General features: G+C 70.8%; 14 protein-coding genes. 8 read left to right on the top strand and 6 right to left on the bottom strand.

Annotated features, from left to right (window positions below; translation table 11 throughout):
• Window positions 1-89 precede the first annotated feature (89 nt).
• On the top strand, window positions 90-2933 hold the full coding sequence (locus BrevBR_RS06820; RefSeq protein WP_340000384.1) for a M16 family metallopeptidase: 2844 nt from the start codon (window positions 90-92) through the stop codon (window positions 2931-2933).
• On the opposite strand, the gene BrevBR_RS06815 is transcribed toward BrevBR_RS06820, so the two are convergent.
• The 4 genes from BrevBR_RS06815 to BrevBR_RS06800 form a co-directional block, all read right to left on the bottom strand.
• Window positions 2934-3764: a S1 family peptidase gene (locus tag BrevBR_RS06815; protein ID WP_332641190.1), complete on the bottom strand. Its 831-nt coding sequence runs from the start codon at window positions 3762-3764 to the stop codon at window positions 2934-2936.
• A 4-nt stretch (window positions 3765-3768) separates the two neighbouring features.
• Complete coding sequence (locus BrevBR_RS06810; protein ID WP_332641191.1) at window positions 3769-4212, bottom strand: DUF350 domain-containing protein; 444 nt, start codon at window positions 4210-4212, stop codon at window positions 3769-3771.
• A gap of 109 nt (window positions 4213-4321) precedes the next feature.
• Window positions 4322-5515, bottom strand: coding sequence for a 23S rRNA (adenine(2503)-C(2))-methyltransferase RlmN (gene rlmN / locus BrevBR_RS06805; protein WP_340000383.1), 1194 nt, complete (start codon window positions 5513-5515; stop codon window positions 4322-4324).
• 200 nt (window positions 5516-5715) lie between these two features.
• Entirely contained in the window at window positions 5716-6123 is a 408-nt protein-coding gene (locus BrevBR_RS06800; protein ID WP_340000382.1) for a metallopeptidase family protein, read from the bottom strand.
• A gap of 140 nt (window positions 6124-6263) precedes the next feature.
• On the opposite strand from BrevBR_RS06800, the gene BrevBR_RS06795 reads away from it, so the two are divergent.
• From BrevBR_RS06795 to BrevBR_RS06765, 7 genes are all read left to right on the top strand, one after another.
• Complete coding sequence (locus BrevBR_RS06795) at window positions 6264-8588, top strand: PAS domain-containing sensor histidine kinase (RefSeq protein WP_332641194.1); 2325 nt, start codon at window positions 6264-6266, stop codon at window positions 8586-8588.
• A 37-nt stretch (window positions 8589-8625) separates the two neighbouring features.
• Window positions 8626-9480, top strand: coding sequence for an HAD family hydrolase (locus BrevBR_RS06790; RefSeq protein WP_332641195.1), 855 nt, complete (start codon window positions 8626-8628; stop codon window positions 9478-9480).
• Between the two features lie 137 nt (window positions 9481-9617).
• Entirely contained in the window at window positions 9618-9899 is a 282-nt protein-coding gene (locus tag BrevBR_RS06785) for a hypothetical protein (protein ID WP_340000381.1), read from the top strand.
• Between the two features lie 169 nt (window positions 9900-10068).
• Window positions 10069-10338: a hypothetical protein gene (locus BrevBR_RS06780; RefSeq protein ID WP_292098468.1), complete on the top strand. Its 270-nt coding sequence runs from the start codon at window positions 10069-10071 to the stop codon at window positions 10336-10338.
• A 201-nt stretch (window positions 10339-10539) separates the two neighbouring features.
• Complete coding sequence (locus BrevBR_RS06775; RefSeq protein ID WP_332641197.1) at window positions 10540-10902, top strand: hypothetical protein; 363 nt, start codon at window positions 10540-10542, stop codon at window positions 10900-10902.
• Between the two features lie 101 nt (window positions 10903-11003).
• The gene (gene mnmC, locus BrevBR_RS06770) at window positions 11004-12815 is read left to right on the top strand and encodes an FAD-dependent 5-carboxymethylaminomethyl-2-thiouridine(34) oxidoreductase MnmC (protein WP_340000380.1); all 1812 of its coding nucleotides are present in this window, start codon (window positions 11004-11006) and stop codon (window positions 12813-12815) included.
• 34 nt (window positions 12816-12849) lie between these two features.
• Window positions 12850-13272, top strand: coding sequence for a DUF6491 family protein (locus BrevBR_RS06765; RefSeq protein WP_340000379.1), 423 nt, complete (start codon window positions 12850-12852; stop codon window positions 13270-13272).
• A gap of 3 nt (window positions 13273-13275) precedes the next feature.
• Here BrevBR_RS06765 and scpA read toward each other — a convergent pair whose 3' ends face one another.
• Window positions 13276-15423 (bottom strand): methylmalonyl-CoA mutase, encoded by a 2148-nt coding sequence (scpA, locus tag BrevBR_RS06760; RefSeq protein ID WP_445214746.1) that lies wholly within the window; start codon window positions 15421-15423, stop codon window positions 13276-13278.
• On the bottom strand, window positions 15420-16820 hold the full coding sequence (locus BrevBR_RS06755) for a methylmalonyl-CoA mutase family protein (protein ID WP_340000378.1): 1401 nt from the start codon (window positions 16818-16820) through the stop codon (window positions 15420-15422). The genes scpA and BrevBR_RS06755 overlap by 4 nt, the downstream gene beginning before the upstream one ends.
• Window positions 16821-16871 lie beyond the last annotated feature (51 nt).

Below are 16871 nucleotides of genomic sequence, written 5' to 3'. Positions count from 1 at the left end.
GGCCACATTACGACTCCGTAAGGTGCGCCCGGGCGGGCCGCTGATAGGGTCCGCGGGCCCGCGTGCGCCGGGCGTTCGGAGCCCTTTCCATGAAGTCCCGCCTGATCCTGACCGCCGCAGCCTCGGCCCTGCTGTTCGGCCTGCCCGCGGTCGCCCCCGCCGTCGCCCAGACCGCGCCGGCCGCAACGATCGCCGTGCCGCCGCTGGGCTTTGTGGAGCGCACCCTGCCGAACGGGCTGAAGGTCTATACGGCGCGGGACGCGTCGACGGCCAATGTGACGGTGCAGGTCTGGTACAAGGTCGGGTCCAAGGACGATCCGGCCGGGCGTTCGGGCTTCGCCCACCTGTTCGAACATCTGATGTTCAAGGCGACCCGGAATTTCCCCGACGAGACCTTCGACCGCCTGACCGAGGACGTGGGCGGCAACAACAACGCCTTCACCTCGGACGATGTGACGGCCTATCACGAGACCATCCCGGCCAACCACCTGCAGCGCCTGCTGTTCGCCGAGGCTGACCGGATGAGCTCGCTGGTCGTGGGCGAGGAGGTGTTCCGCTCGGAGCGCGCCGTGGTGCAGGAAGAGTACCGGCAGGGCATTCTGGCCAGCCCGTACGGCCGCCTGTTCGGCTTGTTCGAACCGGCCACCGTCTATCAGGAAAGCCCCTATCGCCGAACCACCATCGGCTCAATCGAGGATCTGGATGCGGCGACCCTGGAGGACGTGCGGCGCTTTCACGCCACCTACTACCGGCCCGACAACGCCTATCTGATCGTGGCGGGGAATTTCGACCAGGCGCAGCTGGACGCGTGGATCGACCGGTATTTCGCGCCGATCGACAATCCCGAGCGCCCGCTGCCGGCCAACAATGTGGTCGAGCCGGAACCCGCCGGTCCGCGCGACGTGACCTTCCATGCGCCCAACGTGCCTCTGCCCGCCGTGATGCTGGCCTGGCCGACGGTGAAGTATGCCGATCCGGACCGGGCCGCCCTGACGGTGCTGGACGGCATCCTGTCCACGGGCGAGAGCTCGCGGCTGTACCGGTCGATGGTCTATGAGCAGGAGATCGCGGCCCAGATCGGCAGCTCGCCCGACATGAAGCAGCAGGCCGGTCACCTGACCGCCTACGCCATCATGGCCGACGGCCATACGGCGGACGAGGGCGTCGCCGCCCTGAACGCCGAGATCGCCCGTTTCCGCGACGAGCCCGTCACCGAGGCCGAACTGGCCGAGGCCAGGAACGAGCTGGTCGCCAACGCCCTGCGCAGCCGCGAGACCATCGACGACCGCGCCAATGTGCTGGGCTCGGCCCTGATCGGGACGAACGGCGACGCCTCGGCCGCGGACCGCGAGATCGCCGACATCCAGGCCGTGACCGCCGCAGACGTGCAGCGCGTGGCGCGCCGCTATCTGACCCCGCAGCGCGCGGCGACGATCCGCTATCTCGCCGCCGACGAGGCCCATCCGACGACGGAACAGAACACCGCCGTCGACGCGCCCGTGCGGGTCGCCGACCTGGCGCCCGTCGGCGAGATCTTCACCCTGCTGCCCGAGGCCGAGCGCGCCCGCATGCCCGAACCGGGCGCGGCGGTGTCGCCCTCGACCCCGGCCATCGCCGACTTCCGTCTGGACAACGGCCTGCGCGTGCTGGTGGCGCCCAAGAGCGGCCTGCCGCTGGTCTCGGCGCGTCTGAGCTTCGACGCCGGTGCGGCCGACGAGGCGGCGGGCAAGGCCGGCGCGGCAAGCCTGACCGCCAATCTGCTGACCCAGGGGACGGCGACGCGCTCGGCGCCGCAGATCGCCACCGAGATCGAACAGCTGGGCGCCAATGTCGGCGCCGGGGCCGGTCCGGACTTCACCAACGTCTTCGCCAACGCCCCCGCCAACGTCTTCCCGCAGACGGTCGCCCTGATGGCCGATCTGGTGCGCAATCCGGCCTTCGCCGAGGAAGAGCTGGATCGCCAGCGGACCCAGACCCTGGACGGTCTGAAGGTGGCGCTGAGCACGCCCGGTCAGGTGCTGAGCCAGGCCGTCGGCCGGGTCGTCTACGGCAATGCGCCCTATGGCTCGCCGGGCGTCGGCACGGTGACGTCCCTGCCGTCGATCACGCGCGACGACATCGTCGCCTTCCACGCCTCGCGCTACCGGCCGGAGGCCGCCACCCTGGTGTTCTCGGGCGACATCACCGAGGCGCAGGCCCGGGCGCTGGCGCAGTCGGCGTTCGGCGACTGGAACCCGGCCGGGGCTGCGGCCGCGCCCACCGCATCGCCGGCCGGCCAGACCGTGGCGCCGCGCGTCATCGTCATCGACCAGCCTGGCGCCGGTCAGGCGGCGGTGGCTGTGGCCATGCGCAGCGTGCCCCGCGCGACGCCGGACTATTTCCCGCTGACCCTCGGCAACACCCTGCTGGGCGGCAGCTTCACCTCGCGGCTCAATCAGGAGATCCGCATCAAGCGCGGCCTGAGCTACGGCACGCGGTCCTCACTGGGCGTCCGGCGCGACACAGGCGCCTTCGTCGCCTCGGCCCAGACGCGCAACGACGCCGCGCCCGAGGTCGCCGACCTGATCCTCGCCGAGGTGGCCCGTCTGGGCTCGACCGCGCCGACCGAACAGGAGATCACCACCCGCCGCGCCATCCTGACCGGCGCCTTCAGCGACTCGCTCGAGACGGTGGACGGACTGGGCGGACTGGTCGCCGGGCTGGCCCTCTACGACCTGCCGATGAGCGAACTGGCGGCCTATGTGAACAATGTCGAGGGTGTCGACGCCCCCGAGGTCCAGGCGGCCTTCGCGCGCAACGTCCCGGCCGATCGGGCCAGCGTGGTGGTGGTCGGGGATGCGTCGAAATTCCTCGAGGCCCTGCGCGCCAGACACCCGAACGTCGAGGTCATCCCGCTGTCGAGCCTGAACCTCGACAGCGCGGCGCTGCGGTAGTCAGGCGGACAGGCAGACGACCTGCGCCACCCGCAGTTCGCGGCGCAGGTCGTCGGCGACGAGGCCGTAGTTGTCGATGGTGACCCTGCGGCCGGTCAGCGGTTCGTCGGCTGACTGCACGCCCCGGATGGCGGGACCGAAGGTGTCGGGCGAGGTGGTGTAGATCCGGCCGCGGCGCGGGCTCTCGGCGATGGTGACGCCGATGGCGCGGCCCTGACGGTCCAGCACGGGCGCGCCCGACAGGCCCGCGAGCGTGCCGCCCAGTCCCTCCGTGCGGCCGACCTCGGCCCAGGCGAGGATGGGCTCTTCCCGCTGGCCGCGGCCGCGGACTTTCAGGGTTTCGCGGCCCAGAAGGCGCGAGGTCACCTCGCCCGCCCGGGCTTGCGGAAAGCCGGGATGGAAGGCGCGCTGGCCGGCGCGCAATCCTTGCACGCTCGAGACCGGCACGGCGTCGGCGCCGCCCTGGGTCAGCAGCAAGGCGATGTCGGCCCGCGGGGCGAGGCGAACGTCGGCCGCTACCGCGCGTCCGCCGCCGACGAGGATGGCGGGGCGGCGGCAGCCCTCGACGACATGGCGCGCCGTCACCCAGCGGCCGTCGCGGGAAATCGAGAAGGCGGTGCCGGATGCCGGCTGGAAGGGAATGTCGGGAGCGTGGACCGTGACCGCGGGATCGAAGGGCGTGACCGGACCCAGCAGGGCGCCCTCGATCTCGTCGGGCGGCGGCGGCGCGGGCGGCGCGTCGGCGTTCTCACGCCGTTGCAGCGAGAGGAACAGGAGCGCGCCGAGAACCGCCGAATAGATCAGCCAGTCGGGGGGGCGCGGGAAGGCCATGGCGTCAGCCCGTCAGGGCGGCGGCGAGGATCAGGGCGGTCGACAGCTTGGCCCCGACCAGCAGGACGGCGGCGGCGACCTCGCCCTCGCGGATGCGCTGGGGCAGACCGGTGAGCAGCATGTCGACCAGGCGGAACGAGAGCAGCTGGATCACCACCGTGGCGACGCCCCACAGGGCGATGTCCTTGATCGACGTCGAGACACTGAGGCTGACCGCCAGCGGAATGGCCAGGCCGACCAGCACGCCGGAGAAGGCCACGGCCGCGGCGGCGTTGCCCTGACGGATCAGGGTGATCTCCTTCCACGGGGTGAACAGGGCGTAGATGATCGCGCCGCCGACCATCAGGACGAGGGTCACGCCCAGATGCGCCATGGTGGTCGGGAAGCCGGTCGCAAAGGCCTGGACCTCGGCGCTTTCGAGCACGGTGGAAAGGGACGAGGAGTCCATGTTGATCCGAAGGTCAGAGGGTCCCTGACGATTGCCCGGTTTTCGCCCCAATCCGCAAGTCCGGCGGCGCCACACCCGGTCACGAATCTTGTCGCCTTGTAACCTGCGGTCAGGCGGCCTCGACCGCGCCTTCAACAGCGGCCTGCTCAGCCTTGCGCAGGGCGGAGGCCCGGACCTTCTCGCTTTCGGACTTCAGCTGGCCGCAGGCGGCCAGGATGTCGCGGCCGCGCGGGGTGCGGATCGGCGAGGCGTAGCCGGCCTTGTTGAGGATGGCCGCGAACCGCTCGATCGTCTTCCAGTCCGAGCACTCATAGTCGGTGCCGGGCCAGGGGTTGAACGGAATCAGGTTCACCTTGGCCGGAATGCCCTCGATCAGCTTCAGCAGCGCCCGGGCTTCCTCGGGGCTGTCGTTGACGCCTTTCAGCATCACATATTCGAACGTCACCCGCCGGGCGTTGGAGAGGCCCGGATAGGCGCGGATGCCGGCCATCAGCTGCTCGAGATCGTATTTCTTGTTCAGCGGCACCAGGACGTCGCGCAGGGCGTCGTTGGTGGCGTGCAGGCTGATCGCCAGCATGGCCTGGGTGCGGGTTCCCAGCGCATCCAGCTGGGGCACGACGCCCGAGGTCGAGACGGTGATCCGGCGGCGCGACAGGGCGATGCCCTCATTGTCCGAGATGATGTCGATGGCGTCGGCGACGTGGTCCAGATTGTAGAGCGGCTCGCCCATGCCCATGAAGACGATGTTCGACAGGCGGCGGTCTTCCTTGGGCGACGGCCACTCTTCCAGATCGTCGCGCGCGACCTGGACCTGGGCCACGATCTCGGCGGCGGTCAGGTTGCGGACCAGCTTCTGGGTGCCGGTGTGGCAGAAGGTGCAGTTCAGGGTGCAGCCGACCTGGGACGAGACGCACAGGGCGCCGGCCCGGCCGACGTCCGGGATGTAGACGGTCTCGATCTCGATGCCGGGCGCGGTGCGGATCAGCCATTTGCGGGTGCCGTCCTTCGACACCTGACGCTCGACGATCTCGGGGCGGGCGAGGGTGAAGGCCTCGGCCAGTTTGACCTGGGTGTCCTTGCCGATGTTGCTCATCGCCGCGAAATCGGTGACGCCGTAGTGGTGGATCCAGCTCCACACCTGACTGGCGCGCATCTTCGCCTTCTCGGGCGGGCAGATGTCGGCGTCGATCAGCGCCTGACGCAGCCCCGCGCGCGTCAAACCGGAGAGGTTGACGGGAGCCGCCGGCTTTGCGGCCGCGCCCAAGGCGTTTGGCGTGCGCGAAAGGTCGAGCGTGAGGCTCAAGGGGTCAGTCCTGCAGGAGAGGGAGGCGGGGCTTATACCACAGATCGGGAAGGATTTAAGGCGGGGTGAGGAAGTGGCTGGTGGCTGGTGGCTGGTGGCTGGCCAACTTCGGTGCGGCTGCACAGTCCGCGCCGCCCTTCCGCTGGCGGTGACGTCGCGATCCACTAGCCACTAGCCACCAGCCACCAGCCACCAGCCACTCAGTCCGCCGCGTCCTCGATGTGGTGGATCCGGTCGTCGTCGAGGCCGAAATGGTGGCCGATCTCGTGGATCAGGACGTGGGCGATGATCTCGCTGAGGCCGACGTCGCCGCGCTCGCACCATTCATCGAGGATGGGGCGACGGTAAAGAAAGATGCGGCTGGCCTCGGCGGCCGGACCCATCTGGTCGCGCAGGCCGATGTCGACGCCGTGGTAGAGGCCCGTCAGTTCGAACGGATCCTCGATCTCCATCAGGTCGAGGGTTTCCTCGTCGGCGAAATCGTCGACGCGGATGACCACCTCCCCCGCCAGCGAGCGGAACGGATCGGGCAGGGCGTCGAAGGCTTCACGGGCCAGCCGGGCGAAGTCGTCGAGGGAGGGGGCGGTCTGGTCGGTCCAGTCGGTCATCGGGCCCATATCGGGCGTTCGACGCCCGCTCGCAAATCCGGCGACGCGGGTTATGGTTACCGAATCAGATTCTGGTCGGGCCCCATGCGCTTTGCGCTGCTTGAGGCCCGGGGGCGTGGGGCTCCGAAGCAGGGACGGGAATGGCCGAGGCCGATATCGCCTATGTCGCGACCGCGGGCGCCGCGGGGCTGGCGCTGGCGCTCAGCGCCTGGGCGGCGCGGCTGCGCCGGCGGCTGGCGGCGCGCCACCGGCTGGCGGAGGCCGATCTGGTCCGCGCGCGCGCCGATCTGGCCGATTGCGACGGGGCTCTCGCCGCTTTCGAAGACGTCAGACTGGCGCTGGCGCCCGACGGGCGGACCCGGCGACTGGGCGCGCCGGACGCATGGGACGCGGTGGTCTGCGATCTGGCGCCGCAGGGCGAAGAGGACGGTGATCCGGCCCTGATCGTGCTGGATGCGGTGCGCGAGGCGGCCGGCGTGCGGCTGGACGCCCTGATCGACCAGGGCGAGGCCTTCGACACCGTGCTGGAAGGCGCGGCCGGGGCCTGGTCGGTCGAGGGCCGGTCGTCGGCGGGGGCGGCCTGGCTGAAGGTCTCGCGACTAGGACTGGTCGGGACGGCGACCGAGAGCGGGCTGGCCCTGCTGGCCGACGCCTATCCGGCCCCGACATGGATCACCGACGCGGCGGGCCGACTGGCCTGGGCCAACAAGGCGTGGCTGACCGAGATGAAGGCCGACAGCGTCGAGGCGGCGCGAGAGAAGGGGCTGAGCTTCGACCGCGGGGCCGACGCCATCGTCGCGGAAGCGGGACGCGCCCATCAGCGTCAGGACGGTTTCCGCTGGACCACGGGCGGCGGTCGGCGCCGGGCATGGCGGATCGTGGCCGAGCCGGTGCAGGGCGGGGCGGGCGCGGTCCTGGCCTTCGCCCTGGACATGACCGAGGCGGAAGAGACGCGTGACACCCTGCGCCGCCACGTCGAGGCCCATGACGAGACGTTGAACCATCTGGCCGACGCGGTGGCCATCTTCGGCCCGTCCAAGCGGCTGGCCTTCCACAACACCGCCTTCCAGTCGCTGTTCAACATCGATCCGGCCTGGCTGGACGAGCGGCCGACCCACGCCGAACTGCTGGACAAGCTGCGCCAGCGCCGGATGCTGCCCGAGGTCATCGACTACGCCGGGTGGAAGGCCAACGAGCTGGACTTCTACGGCGCGTCCGAAGCCGCCCCGGACGACAGCTGGTCCCTGCCGGACGGGCGGACCTTGCGAGTGGTGCGCCAGCCGCACCCGCTGGGCGGGGTGCTGCTGCTGTTCTCGGACATCACCGACGAACTGAAGCTGCGCAGCCGGTTCAACGCCCAGATCCAGGTGCAAACGGCGACGCTCGACAAGCTGAGCGACGCCGTGGCCGTATTCGGGTCCGACGGCCGCATCCGCCTGCACAACGAGGCCTTCGACAGCTTCTGGGGCCTGACGGGCGAGGCGATCGACGGGGCGGGGGATTTCGACGCGGTCGCCGCCCTGTGCCAGTCGACCATGCCCGATCCGGCCCTGTGGCTGGGGCTGAAGGCGCGGGTGGCCGATCCTGATCCCGAAAGCCGGGTGCCGATCGCCGGCGAGGGCCGTACGACCGACGGCCGGATCGCCTCCTGGCTGACGCGGCCGCTGCCGGACGGCGCGACGCTGGTGGCCTTTTCGGACGTGACGGCGCAGCGCGGGCTGGAGCAGGCCCTGGCCGCAAAGGCCCAGGCGCTGGAGGAATCAACGGCCCTGAAGCGCGAGTTCGTGGGCAGCGTCTCCTATGAGCTGCGTACGCCGCTGACGACCATCGTCGGCTATTCCGAACTGCTGGAAATGCAGGCCGACCTGCCCGAACGCAGCCGCCAGCACGCGGGCGCCATCCGGGTCGCGGCCAGCCAGCTGGCGGGATCGATCGACGACGTTCTGGACATGGCCCAGATCGACGCCGGCGAGATGGAGCTGACGCTGGGGGACGTGCGCGTCTGCGACCTGCTGGACGACGCGGCCGGGAAATCGCGGGCCCGGATCGAGGGGCGCGGCGCGACCCTGACGGTGACCTGCCCTGCCAACCTGCGGCCGATCCGCGCCGACGCCCAGAGAGTGGGTCAGGCGCTGGAGCACCTGCTGGACAACGCCGCCCGCTCGGTGTCCGAGGGCGGGGCCGTGACCCTGACCGCCGAAGCCACGACCTCCGAGGTCCGCATCCGCGTCGAGGACAGCGGGCGGGGGATTCCCTATCACCTGCAGGCCCACGTCTTCGACCGTTTCGTGCGGCGCGAGCGGGGCGGGCCGGGCGTCGGACTGGCCCTGGTCAAGGCGCTGGTCGAGCTGCACGGCGGCTGGGCCGAGGTCGAGAGCGAGCCGGGCAAGGGCGCCGCCTTCATCCTGCACCTGCCGCTGGAAGCGGCGGTCGTGGCCGCGGCGCCGGAGTTGCGGCTGGGCTAGATTGGTTTAGAGCGGCGGAGAACGCAGGATTCCGCCGATGGCCAAACGCTTGAAAACCGCCCTGATCTACGACTTCGACGGCACCCTTGCGCGCGGCAACATGCAGGAGGTGACCTTCATCCCGTCGATCGGAATGGGGATCGGCGATTTCTGGGGCGCCGCGGACAAGCTGACGCGCGACGCCGACGCCGACAACATCCTGATGTACATGCAGCTGATGCTGAAACAGGCGCGCGAGAACAACGCGCCGATCACGCGCAAACTGCTGGCCGAGCATGGTCAGGACGTGAAGCTGTTCGACGGTCTGAAGTCCGACCTGACCGGCAAGGGCTGGTTCGACCGCATCAACGAGGTCGGCGAGAAATACGGGCTGGAGATCGAGCACTACATCATCTCCGCGGGGCTGGAGGAGATGATCGACGGCTGTCCGATCCGCGACGAGTTCCGCCACGTCTTCGCGTCGAAATTCGTCTACGACGAACACGGCATCGCCATCTGGCCGGCGGTGGGGGTGAACTACACCACCAAGACCCAGTACCTGTTCCGCATCAACAAGGGCGTGCTGAACCACTGGGACCACGAACAGATCAACCGCTTCATGGCCGACGACGACCGCCCGGTGCCGTTCGAGCGGATGATCTTCCTCGGCGACGGGGACACCGACGTTCCGACCATGAAGATGATGCACACCAAGGGCGGTTTCTCGATCGCGGTCTATGATCCGCGCAACTCCGAGCGCGATCAGAAGAAGATCTACGGCCTGATCTCCGAGGACCGGGTCAATTTCGTCGCCGCCGCCGACTATCGCGAGGGCTCGGCGCTGGATCTGATCGTCAAGGGCCTGATCGGCCGCATCGCGATCACGGCCGGGACGATGCCGGCGGGCGTCTGACGCCGAACGCACGGACGGGTCACGCGGGTTCACCCGTTGTCACGAACCCGGGAACGGCTTTCGCCACCCCCGGTTATACCTGCGACGATCGTGAGGACCGGCGGTCCCTCGCCGCGCGATCGCCCGGAGGTTCACGCATGAAGCTCATCATCACCGCCGCCGCCGGCGCCCTGGTTCTCGCCGGCTGTTCCGGCGAAGACACCGCCCCCAAGGCCGACGCTGCCGCAGAGGCCGCCGCCGACACGGCGGCCACGGCCCCGGCCACCACGCCGGCCCCCGAGGCCACGCCGCCCGCTGACGGAAGCGCCACTGCGCCCGCCCCGCCGTCGGACGGAACCACCCCGCCCGGACAAACGCCGCCGACGCTTCCCATTGAGCCGTCCACAACCTCGCCCGCCACCAGCCCGCCGCCGCAATAGGCCGCGCGAACAGCAGCTTGGGCGGGGCATGGCTCTTCCAGCGGGTCGGTTGCGTTACATCGGTTCACGAATGCGTGAGAATTTCGCTTGCGCAGACGCTCACGATCCCGTTATCTCCGGCATTGCGAGGATTCATGACCTCGTGTGACCCTTCTGAAGGAAGAAAACCATGCGCATCACCGCTCTGATCGCCGCTTCGGCCGCCGCTCTGGCCCTGGCTGCTTGCCAACCCGCCGCCGAAGACAAGGCCGCTGACGCTTCGGCCGACGCCGCTGCCGCCGCCGACACCGCCACGGACGCTGCTGCGACCGCCGACGCCGCCGCCGCCGACGCCACTGCCGCCGCCGCGACCGCCACGGACGCCGCTGCCGCTGCTCCGGCCGCCGACGCCGCCATGGCTCCGGCTGCTCCGGCTGCTGAAGAAAAAGCCGCTCACTAAGAGCGACATCGACACGGGCCCTCGGGCCTTGTTGAACGAAAGGGTCGTCCTCACGGGCGGCCCTTTTTTCTTGCGCCCCGCCCCTTACGTCGGCGGTTGCGGGAACATCGGTCGCCCGACGGGATTTCCCCTGTGCAACAAGCTTGGCGGTCGGCATCCTGATGGTCGGGACTGACCGCCCGCAGCCACAAGGATGAACCGATGAGAACCGCCGCCCTGATCGCCGCCGCCGCCGCGGCCCTCACCCTGTCCGCCTGCAACCGGCCCGCCGGGGATGCGACCGACGCCGCGACCGAAGCGGCCGAAGCCTCGGGCGCCGCTGTCGACACAGCCGCGACCGCCGACGGTTCGACCGCCGGCGGCGCGTCCGCCCGGAGCACGGGCGGTTCCGGCTCGGGATCGACCTCCACGCCCGGCGGCCAGACGATGGCTCCGTCCGGCGGAGCGACGGTCAATGACGGCGCCATGGCTCCGAACGCCCAGCCTCCCGCCGGCGAGGGGACCACAATCACCGAGACCGAGCGCCGTCTGAACCCGCCGCAGAACAACCAGCCCGTCCAGTAGTCGTCGGCATGACCGTCGAAGGGGCCGTCTCTGTCCGGGATTCCGGACCGGAGGCGGTCCTTTCTTCTTGCCCGGAGCCGGGACGCGTATAGGCGGAGGGCATGTCTGAAGACCGCTCGCCCCGCCTGATATGGACCGAAGACGGCGCGCCCCGTTCGGGCCGGTTCGACGACGTCTATTTCTCGCGCGAGGACGGGCTGGCCGAGTCCCGGGCGGTGTTTCTGTCCGGCTGCGACCTGCCGGGGGCTTGGGCGGGTCGTCGGCGCTTCACCGTGGCCGAACTGGGTTTCGGCACGGGGCTGAACATCGCCGCCCTGTTGGATCTGTGGCGGCGGGAGGGGCCGCCGGACGGGCGGCTGCACGTCTTTTCGGTCGAGGGCTTCCCCCTGCAGCGCGATGAGGCGGCGCGCGCCCTGTCGGCCTGGCCCGAACTGGCCGAAGCGGCGCAGGCCCTGCTGGCGGTCTGGCCGGAGCCGACGCCGGGGTTTCACCGGCTGGATCTGCCGGCCTTCAACGCCGTGCTGGATCTGGCCGTCGGCGAGGTCGACCGGGCGCTGGCGCAATGGACGGGACGGGCCGACGCCTGGTTCCTGGACGGGTTCGCCCCCTCGACCAATCCGGCCATGTGGTCGGACGCGGTGATGGACGGGATCGCGGCGCGCTCGGCGCCGGGCGCGCGGGTCGCGACCTTCACCGTGGCGGGATCGGTGCGGAGGGCCTTGGCCGAGCGCGGTTTCGAGGTCGCCAAACGGCCGGGCCACGGGCGCAAGCGCGAGCGGCTGGAGGCCTGGCGGCCCGGGGCGGCGGACGAGGCCGCGGCGCCCTCCGTCGCCATTGTCGGCGCCGGGATCGCTGGCGCGGCGCTGGCCCGGGCCTTCGCCGATCTGGGGCTGAGGGCGACGGTGGTCGAGGCGGATCGTCCCGGCGCCGGAGCCTCGGGATTTCCCGCCGCCCTGGTCACGCCCCGGCTGGACGCCGGGGATGCCGATATCGCGGCCCTGTTCGCCCAGGCGCTGGAGCGGGCGCGCGCCCTCTACGCCGCCGTCCCCGGGGCGATCGCCGCCGAAGGGGTGCTTCAGCTTGAGCAGCAACCCCGCGACGCCGTGCGCTTCGGCAAGGTCGCCGGTCAGTCCGTCTGGCCCCATGGCGCGATGGCGGCTCTTGAGAGCGATGGGGCGAGCGAACGGTTGGGCGAGGCCGTCGGGGGCGGCCTGTTCATGGCCGGGGCTCTCGCCCTGCGGCCCGGGCCGGTGCTGGAGCAATGGCTGGAACGCGCCGAGGCGGTCTCCGCCGATGTCGCGGGCGTCGAACCCCATGGCCAGGGCTGGCGGCTGAGCGACGGCGCCGGACGGACGATCATCGAGGCCGACGTCGTCGTCATCGCCGCGGGCTGGGGCGCGGCCGGTTTGTGGCCCGAGGGGCCGCTGTCGCCGGTGCGGGGACAGGCCGACTGGGTTGAGGGCGTGGAGACGCGGCCGGTGGCCTGGGGCGGCTATGCCATCCCGACCGGCCAGGGCCTGCTGTTCGGGGCCACCCATGACCGGGGCGAGACCGCGAGCGACGTCCGGTCCGCCGACAGCGCCCGCAATCTGGCGGTGCTGGCCGCCCGTCTGCCGGACCTGGCCGGGCGGGTCGAGGCGGCGGGACCGCGGCAGGCGCGCGCCGCCATCCGCGCCACGACGCCCGATCGCCTGCCGCTGGCGGGCGCGGTTCCGCGGAGGCCGGGCCTGTTCGTGCTGGGCGGTCTGGGCTCGCGAGGGTTCTGCGCCGCGCCTCTTCTGGCCGAACATGTCGCCGCCCTCGCCGTCGGCGCCGCATCGCCCCTGCCGCTCGATCTGGCGGCGCGGGTCGACCCGGCGCGATCATCGAAGACGCCGGGCCTTGCGCAACCGATCGGCAAGGCGGACGGTTGAACCCTTGCCGAAGCCTCATCATCCGGAGTTCGCCATGCGCCCCCTGACCGCCAGCGCCGTCGTTTCCGCCCTCGCCCTCGCCGCCTGCGCGCCCACCGAAACGGGCGGTTCGGGCCCGGGCATGGCGGCCAACGACCCGTCGAGCGGCCGCCAGTGTTTCAGCGTCAGTCAGGTCAACAACTACACCAAGGGCAGCCCGGGACAGGTCTTCCTCCGTGTCGGCCGCAGCGCCGTCTACGAGCTGCAGGCGGCGGGCGGCTGTCAGGATCTGGATTTCGCCCAGCAGGTGGCGCTGGTCCCGGACGGGGGGATGGCCGGTTCGCGGCTGTGCACCGACGACTGGGCGCGCGTGATCGTTCCCGGCTCGACCTCGGCGGCGACCGTCTGCCGTGTCCGCATCAGCCGCCAGCTGACCGAGGCGGAGGTTGCGGCGCTTCCGCCGCGCCACAGACCCTGAATTTCAGGCCACCGGGTTCTGGGCGTAACCCAGCCGCTGGTTCAGCTTTTCGATCAGGTCGATGGCCGTGTCGGCGATGACCGAGCCGGGCGGGTAGACGGCGGCCGCGCCCATCTCGATCAGGGTCTGGACGTCCGACGGCGGGATGACGCCCCCCACCACGATCATGATGTCGGGACGGCCCAGTTTCTCCAGCTCGGCCTTCAGCTCGGGCACCAGGGTCAGGTGTCCCGCGGCCAGGGATGAGGCGCCGACGGCGTGGACGTTGCGCTCCACCGCCTCCCTCGCCGCCTCGGACGGGGTCTGGAACAGGGAGCCGGCGGTCGCCTCGAGGCCCAAGTCGCCATAGGCGGTGGCGATGACCTTCTGGCCCCGGTCGTGGCCGTCCTGGCCGAGTTTGGCGATCAGGATGCGCGGCGGGCCGCCGTCGTTGTCGACGAAGGCGGCGACCATGTCGCGGGCGCGGGAGATTTTCGGATCGGCCCCGGCCTCCTTCGCATAGACGCCCGAGACGGTCTTCACGCTGGCGACGTGACGGCCGAAGGCGGCCTCCAGCGCATCGGAAATCTCGCCGACGGTGGCGTAGGCGCGGGCCGCCTGAACCGACAGCTCCAGCAGATTGGCCGTGCCGCGCGCACCCTCTGTCAGGGCGTCCAGCGCCGCCCGGGTCCTGGCCTCGTCGCGTTCGGCGCGGAGGCGTTTCAGCTTGTCGATCTGGGCCGCCAGCACGGCGGCGTTGTCGACCTTCAGCATGGGGATGTCGTCGACGGCGTCGGACAGGTAGCGGTTCACGCCGACCACGGTCTGCTGGCCGGTGTCGATCCGGGCCTGGGTGCGGGCCGAGGCCTCCTCGATCCGCATCTTGGGCACGCCCGCCTCGATGGCCCTGGCCATGCCGCCCAAGGCCTCGACCTCGGCCATCAGGACGCGGGCCCTGTTCGCCAGTTCGTGGGTCAGGCGTTCGACGTAGAAGCTGCCGCCCCACGGGTCGATGACGCGGGTCAGGCCGGTCTCCATCTGCAGCAGCAGCTGGGTGTTGCGCGCGATCCGGGCCGAGAAATCGGTCGGCAGGGCGAGCGCCTCGTCGAGGGCGTTGGTGTGCAGGCTCTGGGTCTGGCCGCCGGCCGCCGCCATGGCCTCGACCATGGTGCGGGGCACGTTGTTGAACACGTCCTGCGCGGCGAGAGACCAGCCCGAGGTCTGGCAGTGGGCGCGCAGGGACAGGGAGCGCGGGTCCTTCGCGCCGAATTTCGCCACCGCTTCGGCCCACAGCAGGCGGCCGGCGCGCAGCTTGGCCACCTCCATGAAATAGTTCATTCCGATGGCCCAGAAGAAGCTCAGGCGCGGCGCGAACCGGTCCACGTCCATGCCCGCCGCGACCCCCGCCTTCAGATATTCGACGCCGTCGGCGAGGGTGTAGGCCAGCTCCAGATCGGCCGAGGCCCCGGCCTCCTGCATGTGGTAGCCGCTGATCGAGATGGAGTTGAATTTCGGCGCCTCGGCCGCGGTCCATGCGAAGATGTCCGACACGATCCGCATCGAGGGTCCGGGCGGATAGATGTAGGTGTTGCGGACCATGAACTCCTTGAGGATGTCGTTCTGGATGGTCCCGGTCAGGGCCGCGTGCGGCACGCCCTGCTCCTCGGCCGCGACGACATAGAGGGCCAGGATCGGCAGGACCGCGCCGTTCATGGTCATGGACACCGACATCTGGTCCAGCGGGATGCCGTCGAACAGGGTCCGCATGTCGTAGATGCTGTCGATGGCCACGCCGGCCATGCCGACGTCGCCCTTCACCCGCGGATGATCGCTGTCGTAGCCCCGGTGGGTGGCCAGGTCGAAGGCGATCGACAGCCCCTTCTGACCGGCGGCCAGGTTGCGGCGGTAGAAGGCGTTGGACGCCTCGGCGGTCGAGAAGCCGGCGTACTGGCGGATGGTCCAGGGGTTGCCCGCATACATGGTCGGATAGGGGCCGCGGACATAGGGGGCGATGCCGGGCAGGCCGTGGATGAAGTCGAGGCCATCGAGGGCGTCGGGGCCGTAGGCGGTCTCGACGGTCAGACCCTCGGGGGTGTTCCACGCGGCGCGCGCGTGACCGGTCCCGGTCGCGCCGGGGTCGAGCGGGATTCTGGTGAAATCGGGAGCGCTCACTGGCCGGCCTCCCAGCTCTGGGTTTCGAATGGTTCGGCGAACCGGACGGGGGTCAGGGGCTCGCAGGCGTCGCCGCCGCTCAGGGCGGCGCGTTCGGGCTCGGCCTCGAACAGCGCGGGACGGGGATCGGGATCAACGAATTTGGTCACGCCGACCAGATGGGCGGATCCTCCGGCGAGGGCCGCCTCGCGCTCGGCGCGGGCGGCGGCGACGCGGTCCTGGATGTCGCCGGTGCGCAGGGCGACGATCAGGCCGCCCTCGCCCTCGATGCGCTGGAACTCGGCCCAGCCCGCCTCGGCCAGATCGCGGGTGCGGGCGTCGAGGAACCACGATCCGGCCGCCGGATCGTCGACACGGCCGAGATGGGCCTCCTCCATCAGCACGGCCTGCGTATTCCGCGCCTGACGCCGGGCGAAGGCGTCGGGGCGGCCGTTGGCGCGCGACAGGCCGTCCAGAACCAGGGCGTCCGCCCCGCCCACGGCGCCGGCGAAGCCCGCCGCCGTCAGCCGCAGCAGATTGGGCCAGGGATCGCGCGCCGACAGCATCCGCCGCGACGAGCGCGCTTCGACGACCGCCGGCGTTTCGGCGCCGAACGCCCTGGAGATGGAGCGCCAGATCAGGCGCAGGGCGCGAATCTTGGCGAGACCGTCGAAATATTCCTGGTCGACCGAGACGCCGAGCACGGTCCCTCCGAGGGCCTGTTCCGCCGTCATCCCGGCCGCGACGGCCGCGCGGATCAGGGCCACGGCGTTGCCGGCGGCGAAGCCCAGCTCCTGGGCGATCGAACCGCCCGCCTCATGCGCGACACGGCCGCTGGCGAGGAAAAAGGAGGCCTCGGGATAGGCGCCGGCATGGCGGGCCGCCGTGTTGGCCGCCAGCGTCAGATGCTCCTCGATCGTGCGCGACGCCGCGCCGGCTTCGGCGAAGGCGGACAGCGGGTCCATATGGAACATCAGTTTCGCGCGCGGCGAGCCCTTGGCCGCGACGGCGAGCGCATTGGCGGCCTCGGGGCCGTCGAGGCCGGCGTCCAGACCGACGGCGGCCAGTTCCAGCGCCACGCCGTCGAGCGCCAGCGACAGAGGCTCGGAGTCCGACAGCACCGCACCCTTCAGCAGAATGGAGGCCGCGCCGCCTTCGAGATCGGCGAGGGCGGCGGCGTTGATCTCACCGGGGTGGTCGCCCTCGATCAGGGTGCGCACGTCCCAGGCGCGGCCGTCGGCGTCCGAGGGCCGCGGGGCCGAGATCGACGTCACGCCGGTCGCGCCCGCATACAGGGGCCGCACGGCCAGACCGTCGGCGTCCAGATGCACCAGGCTTTCCAGGGGCCGGTCCTTCAGCGCCTTTTCGGCCAGCACGCGCCAGTCTGCAGGAGAGGGGGTGGGGAACAGATCGAACATCCGCCTCCAATGCATCGCGGGCGCGCAGCGGTCCAGACCCGGACCGCGTCA

This window comes from Brevundimonas sp. BR2-1, from assembly GCF_037626195.1.
GTDB lineage: Bacteria > Pseudomonadota > Alphaproteobacteria > Caulobacterales > Caulobacteraceae > Brevundimonas.
Note: the sequence above shows the minus strand (reverse complement) of the source record. Positions and strands in the feature narration are given on the sequence as shown.

Coding starts and splice junctions, on each gene's coding strand:
- BrevBR_RS06755 (WP_340000378.1), bottom strand. CDS start 16,820: ATGTTCGATCTGTTCCCCACCCCCTCTCCTGCAGACTGGCGCGTGCTG.
- BrevBR_RS06780 (WP_292098468.1), top strand. CDS start 10,069: ATGCGCATCACCGCTCTGATCGCCGCTTCGGCCGCCGCTCTGGCCCTG.
- BrevBR_RS06820 (WP_340000384.1), top strand. CDS start 90: ATGAAGTCCCGCCTGATCCTGACCGCCGCAGCCTCGGCCCTGCTGTTC.
- BrevBR_RS06765 (WP_340000379.1), top strand. CDS start 12,850: ATGCGCCCCCTGACCGCCAGCGCCGTCGTTTCCGCCCTCGCCCTCGCC.
- BrevBR_RS06800 (WP_340000382.1), bottom strand. CDS start 6,123: ATGACCGACTGGACCGACCAGACCGCCCCCTCCCTCGACGACTTCGCC.
- BrevBR_RS06790 (WP_332641195.1), top strand. CDS start 8,626: ATGGCCAAACGCTTGAAAACCGCCCTGATCTACGACTTCGACGGCACC.
- BrevBR_RS06795 (WP_332641194.1), top strand. CDS start 6,264: ATGGCCGAGGCCGATATCGCCTATGTCGCGACCGCGGGCGCCGCGGGG.
- BrevBR_RS06810 (WP_332641191.1), bottom strand. CDS start 4,212: ATGGACTCCTCGTCCCTTTCCACCGTGCTCGAAAGCGCCGAGGTCCAG.
- BrevBR_RS06785 (WP_340000381.1), top strand. CDS start 9,618: ATGAAGCTCATCATCACCGCCGCCGCCGGCGCCCTGGTTCTCGCCGGC.
- BrevBR_RS06815 (WP_332641190.1), bottom strand. CDS start 3,764: ATGGCCTTCCCGCGCCCCCCCGACTGGCTGATCTATTCGGCGGTTCTC.
- mnmC (WP_340000380.1), top strand. CDS start 11,004: ATGTCTGAAGACCGCTCGCCCCGCCTGATATGGACCGAAGACGGCGCG.
- BrevBR_RS06775 (WP_332641197.1), top strand. CDS start 10,540: ATGAGAACCGCCGCCCTGATCGCCGCCGCCGCCGCGGCCCTCACCCTG.